At 77.0% G+C, this 7875-nt stretch carries 7 protein-coding genes; 5 read left to right on the top strand and 2 right to left on the bottom strand.

The window, feature by feature from the left end; genetic code table 11:
• Nucleotides 1–1701 (top strand): fibronectin type III domain-containing protein (locus OF117_RS08320; protein WP_263552362.1); only part of this gene is annotated, 1701 nt, incomplete at its 5' end.
• A 135-nt stretch (nucleotides 1702–1836) separates the two neighbouring features.
• Here OF117_RS08320 and OF117_RS08315 read toward each other — a convergent pair.
• A complete protein-coding gene (locus OF117_RS08315) occupies nucleotides 1837–2895 on the bottom strand; it encodes an NAD-dependent epimerase/dehydratase family protein (RefSeq protein WP_263552361.1) in 1059 nt (352 codons plus the stop codon).
• A gap of 38 nt (nucleotides 2896–2933) precedes the next feature.
• On the opposite strand from OF117_RS08315, the gene OF117_RS08310 reads away from it, so the two are divergent.
• From OF117_RS08310 to OF117_RS08295, 4 genes are all read left to right on the top strand, one after another.
• Nucleotides 2934–3506, top strand: coding sequence for a DNA-3-methyladenine glycosylase I (locus OF117_RS08310; protein ID WP_263552360.1), 573 nt, complete (start codon nucleotides 2934–2936; stop codon nucleotides 3504–3506).
• Between the two features lie 120 nt (nucleotides 3507–3626).
• On the top strand, nucleotides 3627–3794 hold the full coding sequence (locus OF117_RS08305; RefSeq protein WP_012947303.1) for a DUF3117 domain-containing protein: 168 nt from the start codon (nucleotides 3627–3629) through the stop codon (nucleotides 3792–3794).
• Nucleotides 3795–3883: 89 nt separating this feature from the next.
• Entirely contained in the window at nucleotides 3884–5410 is a 1527-nt protein-coding gene (locus tag OF117_RS08300; protein WP_263552359.1) for a leucyl aminopeptidase, read from the top strand.
• 14 nt (nucleotides 5411–5424) lie between these two features.
• Nucleotides 5425–6900, top strand: a complete 1476-nt coding sequence (locus OF117_RS08295) for a hypothetical protein (RefSeq protein ID WP_263552358.1) — start codon at nucleotides 5425–5427, stop codon at nucleotides 6898–6900.
• 27 nt (nucleotides 6901–6927) lie between these two features.
• Here OF117_RS08295 and OF117_RS08290 read toward each other — a convergent pair whose 3' ends face one another.
• Nucleotides 6928–7662, bottom strand: coding sequence for a 3-keto-5-aminohexanoate cleavage protein (locus tag OF117_RS08290; protein WP_263552357.1), 735 nt, complete (start codon nucleotides 7660–7662; stop codon nucleotides 6928–6930).
• Nucleotides 7663–7875: the final 213 nt, after the last annotated feature.

Below are 7875 nucleotides of genomic sequence, written 5' to 3'. Positions count from 1 at the left end.
GTCAACGGCACGACCTACACCTGGACGCTGGTGGCGCTCGACACGGCGGGCAACGCCTCGGCGCCGTCGACCGTCTCCGCGGCGCCGGTCGCACCGCCTCCACCGCCTCCACCGCCTCCCGCCGACCCCGCCCCGGCGGCACCGACCGCGGTCTCGGCCACCCCCGGCGACCGGCAGGCCGTCGTCCGCTGGACCGCGCCGCCCGACGCCGACGTCGTCGGGTACGCCGTGCTCTTCGAGGACGGCAGCACCGCCGCGACGGCCCCGGCGCCGGCCGGCTCGGTCACCGTGACCGGGCTGACCAACGGCACCACCTACCGGCTGACCGTGGTCGCCGTGGACGCCGGCGAGAACGTGTCCCCGCCCTCGGCGGAGGTCGTGGTCACGCCGGCCGCCCCCGTCACCACCGTCGGACCGGAGGGCGCCGGGCAGAGCGGGGGGCTGGCCGCGAGCGGGGACGGCCGGTTCGTGGTGATCGGGACCAGTGCGCGCCTGGACCCCTCGGACACCAACAGCGCCTACGAGCTGCACCTGCGCGACCGGGGCACCGGGACCGCCGTCCGGATCGCGCCGCTGCCCGGCTACGCCACGGGCGCGACCGACCCGACCAACACGGCCGCACCGGCGGTCAGCGACGACGGCCGGTACGTCGCGCTGGCGACCATCCAGGCGCTCGACCTGGCCGAGGACCGCAACGGGACGGCCGATGTGTACCGACTCGACCGCTCGACCGGACGCTGGGGGCTGGTCAGCGTCCCGCAAGGCGGCACGGTGAGCTACACGACGCCGGGCACGGTCCTGCACACGGGGACGTCGATCGAGGCGACCAGCCCGCCCGTGGCCATGTCGGCCGACGGGCGGCTGGTGCTCTTCTACTCGTCCCGCGCCGACCTCGTCGCCGGCGACACCAACGGTGTCGACGACGTCTTCGCCAAGGACATGGTCACCGGCGCGGTCACCCGCGTGTCGACCACGGCCACCGGGGGCGACCTGCCGCACGCCGCCCTCGGTCCCGCCCTGACCCTCACCCCGGACGGCCGGTTCGCGCTCTTCACCGCGGCCGCCTCGGGCCAGGCTCCGGTGCTCTACCGCAAGACCCTGTCCGGGACGGGCGCGGGCGAGGCCACCGTCGTCTCCACCGTCCTCAAGGGCGCGTCGACGAAGACCTACTCCGTCGAGCGCGACGCCGGCCATGCCGCCATCAGCGACGACGGCAGGTACGTGGCGCTGGTCACCGCCTCCAAGGTCATCGACAGCACGTCGACGAGCCTCTACGGCAACGCCTACGCCTACCGGAAGGACACGGTCACCGGCGCTGTCGTCGCCCTCGGCGACCCCGCGAGACGGGTCCACCGCGAGGATCGCGTCGAGCTCGACCCGACCGGGCGGTACGCCTTCTTCCTCACCCAGGCGGCGTTCGTCGCCGCCGACACCAACGGGCGGCCGGACCACTACCGGCGCGACCTCGACGGCGGGGTCGCCGGGCCGGTGGTCCTGGTCACCGCCGACGCCGGCGGCCGGTCGGCGGCCGGGCCCGGTGGGTCGGTGACCAAGGCCGAGCGCGGGCCGCTGGCCGCGCTCACCGGCGACTCGGTGCTCGTCACGACGTCGCAGGCGCTGCTGCCGTCGGACACCAACGCGCTGCGCGACCTCTACGGCAAGGACCTGCTCACCGGCGCGGTCGGCGTCCCGCTCGGCTGAGAGCCGACCAGAGCGGCGCTGTGTCACGGCGCCGGGCGCAGCGGCGCTCTGGCACGGCGCCGGGCGCAGCGGCGCTCTGGCACGGCGCCGGGCGCAGCGGCGCTCTGTCACGGCGCCGGGCGCAGCGGCGCTCTGTCACGGCGCCGGGCGCAGCGGCGCTCTGGCGAACTCGCGCATGCCGTCCTCGAAGGCGACCCGGGCCCGGAAGCCGAGCTCGGCGTCGGCCCGGGCCGGGCTGGCCACCACGTGCCGGACGTCACCCGTGCGGTACTCGCCGGTGACCACCGGGTCGGGCCCGCCGAACGCCTCGGCCAGGGCGCGGGCCATGTCGCCGACCGTGTGCGGCACGCCCGAGGCGACGTTGTAGGCCCGCAGCCCGCTGTCCGGCGGCGGTGCCTCCAGCGCGCGCAGGTTCGCCGCGGCGACGTCGCTGGCGTGCACGAAGTCGCGCTGCTGGCCGCCGTCCTCGAAGACCCGCGGCGGGCTGCCGGCCTCGAGGGCCGAGCGGAAGATCGACGCGACGCCGGCGTAGGGGGTGTCACGGGGCATGTGCGGGCCGTACACGTTGTGGTAGCGCAGCGCGATCGCGCCGCCACCGGTGGCGCGGGCCCAGGCCGCGGTCAGGTGCTCCTGCGCGAGCTTGGTGGCCGCGTAGGTGGTGCGCGGGTCGGGCGGCGTACCCTCGCCGACCTCGCCCCAGGCCAGCTGCCGCCCGCAGACGGGGCAGGGCGGCTCGAACCGGCCCACGTCGAGGTCGGCGCGGCGGCGCGGGGCGGCCGGGACGACGCCGTGCTCGGGGCACTCGTAGCGGCCCTCGCCGTAGACCACCATCGAGCTGGCCAGGACCAGCCGGCCGACGTCCGCGCGCGCCATCGCGGCGAGGAGGACGGCGGTGCCCAGGTCGTTGATCCCGGCGTAATCGGGCATGTCCTGGACGTCGACGCCGAGGCCGACCATCGCCGCCTGGTGGCTCACCGCGTCGACGCCGTCCAGCGCCCGGTCGACGGTGACCGCGTCGCGGACGTCGCCGACGACCAGGTCCACGCCGTCCAGCCCGGCCGGGCCGTCGGCGTAGCGCGGGTGCACGGCGGGCAGCAGCGCGTCGAGCACGCGCACCTCGTGCCCGGCCGACCGGCAGGCGGTGACGACGTGCGAGCCGATGAACCCCGCCCCTCCGGTGACCAGCACGCGCACGCGGGAACTGTCGCACCCCGCGGCTACCGTCGCCGCTCGTGGACGAGCTGCCGCGATGCGCATGGGCGACGAGCGCCCCCGAGTACGTCGTCTACCACGACGAGGAGTGGGGCACGCCGCTGCGCGGCGACGACGCGCTGTTCGAGCGGCTGTGCCTGGAGGCGTTCCAGTCGGGGCTGTCCTGGATCACCGTCCTGCGCAAGCGGCCGGCGTTCCGGGCCGCCTTCGCCGGCTTCTCCATCGACGCGGTGGCGGCCTTCGGGCCGGACGACGAGGCGCGGCTGATGGCCGACGCGGGCATCGTCCGCAACCGGGCCAAGATCACCGCCGCCGTCCGCAACGCCCGGGTGGCGCAGCAGGTGCCCGAGGGCCTCTCGGCGCTGCTGTGGTCGTTCGCGCCAGCCAGGCCGCGGCCGCGGCCGGCCACGCTCACCGACGTCCCGGCGACGACGCCGGAGTCGACGGCGATGGCCAAGGAGCTCAAGCGGCGCGGCTTCGTCTTCGTCGGGCCGACGACCGCCTACGCGCTCATGCAGGCCACCGGCATGGTCGACGACCACGTCACCGGGTGTTTCCGGGCCCGGGCGGGCGCGGCGAGCGGCGCACGGTAGAGGGGCTCGTGTTGGACGAGCGACGCCCATACGGGATCATGGGTCCCGGTTCTCACAGCATCGACGGATGCCACACCGCGGCCGGCCGGCGCCAGCGGATGGCCGGTGAAGGAGGCACGCATGGCGGCCATGAAGCCGCGCACGGGTGAGGGTCCCCTCGAGGTGACCAAGGAGGGCCGCGGCCTGGTGATGCGCGTCCCGCTCGAGGGCGGTGGGCGCCTGGTCGTCGAGCTGTCGCCCGACGAGGCGGCGGCGCTGTCCGAGGCGCTGAAGGGCGCGACCAGCTGAACTCCGTCACGCGCCCGTTCTCGGGCGGCCCCACGCGGGAGGACGCGGCCCCGGCCACCGGCAGCTCGCCGGCGACCGGGGCCGCACCGTTGCCGCGCGTCGAGCTGCTCGCCGCGCTGCCTCCCTTCGCCGACGACGACGTCCTGGCCGTGCCCGTCGCCGACGGCGGGGTGCTGCCGTCCTGGCTGACCGATCCGGCGCCCGGCGCGCCGTCGCCGGTGGACGCCGGTCACCTGGCCGACGCGCTGGCCGACACCGGCAACAAGGGGAAGGCCGGGGCGGTCACCAACCTGCCCGTGTTCGGACGGCGGCCGCGCAGCGTCGTCGCGGTCGGCGTGGGTGCCGCCACGCTGCCCGACGTCCGGGCCTACGTCGCCGCGGCCGTCCGCCGGGCGCAGGCGCTGGCCGAGTCGGGCACCCGCCGCCTCGTCCTGCCGGTCGACAGCACCGCCGCGCCGGCCGGGGCCGACGAGGTGCGCGCCGCGGTCGAGGCGGCGCTGCTCGCCGGCTACCGCTTCCGCGACACCTCGGCACCGCACCCGGCCCGGCTGGCATCGGTGGCCGTGGTGGCCGCCGACGCCGGCGATCCCGCGGTCACCGCGGCCGCCCGAGCCGGCGAGGTGACCGGGCGGGCCGTCGCCTGGGGCCGCGACCTGGTCAACACGCCCAGCAGCACCAAGAACCCGGCGTGGCTGGCCGACCGCGCGGTCGAGCGGCTGTCGGGGCTGCCGCACGTCCGCGTCACGGTGCTCGGGCCCGACGAGCTCCGCGCCGGCGGCTTCGGTGGCGTGCTCGCCGTGGGCGGCGGGTCGGCGTCACCGCCGCGGCTGGTCGTGGCCAGCTACCGGCCGCCGCGTGCCGACGGCGCCCACCCGGTGCTGGTGGGCAAGGGCATCACGTTCGACACCGGGGGCCTGTCGATCAAGCCGAACGCCGGCATGCGCGAGATGAAGACCGACATGGCCGGCGGCGCCGCGGTGCTGGCCGCACTCGACGCCGCGGCCCGGCTGGAGCTGCCGGTCGCCGTGACCGCTGTCGTCCCGGCTGCGGAGAACGCGGTGTCCGGATCGTCGTACCGTCCCTCCGACGTCGTCACCCACGTGGGCGGGCGGACGACAGAGGTGCTCAACACCGACGCCGAGGGGCGCATGGTGCTCGCCGACGGGCTGGCGCACGCCCGCCTGTCGCTGGGCGCGACGGTGCTGGTCGACGTCGCCACGCTGACCGGCGCGATGAAGATCGCCCTCGGCACCCGGACGGCGGGCCTGTACGCGACCACCGACGGCCTGGCCGACGCGCTGCTCACCGCGGGCCGGCAGGCCGGTGAGCCGCTGTGGCGGATGCCGCTGGCCGAGGAGTACGCCGACCTGCTCGACAGCGCGGTCGCCGACGCCAACAACGCACCGGGCAACCCGGGCGGCACGACGGCGGCCCTGTTCCTCCGGCCGTTCGCCGGGGAGCTGCCGTGGGCGCACCTCGACGTCGCCGGGCCGGCCCGCGCGGGGTCCGACGACGCAGAGGTTGTGAAGGGCGGCACCGGGTTCGGCGCGCGGACCCTGCTGCGCTGGCTTGAGGCCGGGGCGCCGGTGGACCCGGTGCCGACCGTGGTCGACTGATCCGGGATCCGGTTATGGACACCGACGACATCGGCGTCGTCTTCCCCGCCGGGCCCGACGGGCGGCGCAGCACGGCGGCACTCGGCCGGGCGGTCGTCGCCGACGCGCTGCGGCCCGTCGACCGGGTCGGTGCGCTCGCGGCCGAGCAGGAGACCAACTGGCGCTCGGGCTACCTGGTGCACTTCCGGCGGCTGGTGGAGGCCGGGTTGGTGTCGCGGGCGGCGGCGCTCGACGTCGCCGGGGCGGGGCTGGTGTCGCTGCACCGGCGGATGCGCGTGGCCGTCGGGGACGGGCCCGACCGGGAGGCGGGGCTCGACCGGCTGCTGACCGAACCGGCGCCGCGGGCGCTGACGACGGTGGAGATGACCGGCCCGGCCGAGCCGGAGCGGGAGCTGTCGCTGCCCTACCGGGGTGAGCGGCTGCGCGGCGCGGCGCTGCGCCGGCGGCTGGACGCCTGGGTGGAACAGGGCGTCATCGAGCCGTCGTGCGCCGAGGCGCTGGTGCGGGTGGCCGACGACCCGTCGTGGCTGCGGCTGGAGGGGCGGACGGTCGCCGTCCTCGGCGCGGGCGCGGAGATGGGGCCGCTGACCGCGCTGCTGCGCTGGGGCGTGCGGGTGGCCGGGGTCGACCTGCCGCGGGCGGAGCTGTGGGAGCGGGTGCTCGGCGTCGCCCGACGCGGGGCGGGGACGCTCGTCGTCCCCGCGGCGGAGCCGACGTCGGCCGACCGGCCCGGTGACCTCGGCGTGGACCTGGTCACCGAGGTGCCGGCGGTGGCCGACTGGCTGGCCGCGCAACCAGGGGAGCCGGTGCTGGGCAACTACGTCTACGCCGACGGCGCCGCGAACGTGCGCGTGTCGGTGGCCGTCGACGCGCTGACCGTGCGGCTGCAGGACGCCCGTCCGGAACTGGCGCTGGCCTTCCTCGCCACGCCGACCGACGTGTTCGCCGTCCCGGCCGAGGCGGTCGCCTTCTCGACGCGCGCGTACGCGACCCGACCGCGGGTGGCCAAGCTGCTGGGCCGGCCGCTGCGCACGGTGTCGGCCGGGCGGCTGCTGCGCCGGGCGTACGTGCCCGGCGCGGACCCGGGCATCAGCGACAGCCTGGTGCCGCAGCAGGGGCCGAACTACGCGCTGGCCAAGCGGTTGCAGCGGTGGCGGGCCACGGTGGCCCGGGACGCGGGGACGACGGTGTCGATGAACGTGGCTCCACCGACGCGGACCCGATCGGTGGTCAAGAACCGGGCGCTGGCCGCGGCGTACGCCGGGGCGCACCGGTTCGGCGTCGAGGTGTTCGAGCCGGCGACGGCCAACGTGCTCATGGCCGCGCTGCTGGTGCACGACCTGCACACCGGAGGCGGACCGGCGCAGGAGCACCCGTGGCAGGAGGAGGCGTGGGGCGCGGCGCACGGCGGGCTGTGGCGCACCCCGTACGCCCCGCGCAGCGCCCTGGGCCTGGCCGCGCTGCTCGGCCTGGGCGCCGCCCGCGGCTGACCCGCCGGGGTGCCGCCCCGGCTCGGCTCAGCCGTCGGTCGGCTGCAGGTCGAAGTCGAGCAGCGAGCGGGCCGCGGCGACCAGCGCGGCGTTGTCCGGGGCCTGCGAGCCGTCGGGCAGCACGAGGGTGTCCTCGAGGCCGATGCGGGTGTCCAGGCCGAGCCGGGCGGCGTACCGGAGAGCCGGCCAGCAGCTGCCGTCCTGGCCGTGCAGCAGCACGGGGACGCCGCCGGGCAGGCGGTCGCGGAGCCGGTCGGCCTCGGTGACCACGTCGTCGGCGTCCAGTTCGTGCGGCAGTTCGAGCAGCACGCGGAGGCACCGGTCGCGGTGCGGGGAGGCGAGCCACGCGTCGACGGCCTCGGCGTGCCACAGCCCGGCCTCGACGCCGACGCCGCGGTCGAGCAGTGCTGCGGCGATGTCGTCCGCGCCGTCCTCGTGCCAGTTGACCGAGGCGAAGTCGGGCAGGTCGGTCCACGAGCGGACCGCGGCGAGCCGGTCCGCCGGGTCGGGCGCGGCCCAGGCGCCGGTGGTCACGCCGACCGGCACGCCGGGCGCGGCGGCCCGGACGGTGCCGAGCACGGCGGACACCGCGCCGGCGTCCAGGGTGTCGGCGCCGTCGGCGTCCTTCGGGTGCAGGTGCACGGCGCCGGCGCCGGCCGCGACGGTGCGCACCGTGTCGTCGGCCAGCGCGGCGGGGGTCACCGGGAGGGCGGGATGTCGCCCGGGGCGCCGGGCTCCGTTCAGGCAGGCCTTGAGCAGCACGGCCCCAGGGTGGCAGGTGGCGCGGACGGCCGTCGGGCCGGCCGAAGGGGGCGGCGAGTGCGGACGGGTGCCTCCTCCTGGTGCCTCCGCCGGGTGACTCAGGCCGGGATGACTCCGGCCGGGATGACTCCGGCCGGGCAACTCCGACCGGGGATGCCGCCGACGGCCTCGCTGTCAGCCGGCGTGCAGGTCGGGTGGTGCCTCTTCCTCGCG

This window comes from Geodermatophilus sp. YIM 151500 (assembly GCF_025716945.1).
Lineage (GTDB): Bacteria > Actinomycetota > Actinomycetes > Mycobacteriales > Geodermatophilaceae > YIM-151500.
Note: the sequence above shows the minus strand (reverse complement) of the source record. Positions and strands in the feature narration are given on the sequence as shown.

Bases quoted from the DNA above. Each gene is read 5' to 3' on its own strand.
- OF117_RS08295 (WP_263552358.1), top strand. From the start codon at position 5,425: ATGGACACCGACGACATCGGCGTCGTCTTCCCCGCCGGGCCCGACGGG.
- OF117_RS08305 (WP_012947303.1), top strand. From the start codon at position 3,627: ATGGCGGCCATGAAGCCGCGCACGGGTGAGGGTCCCCTCGAGGTGACC.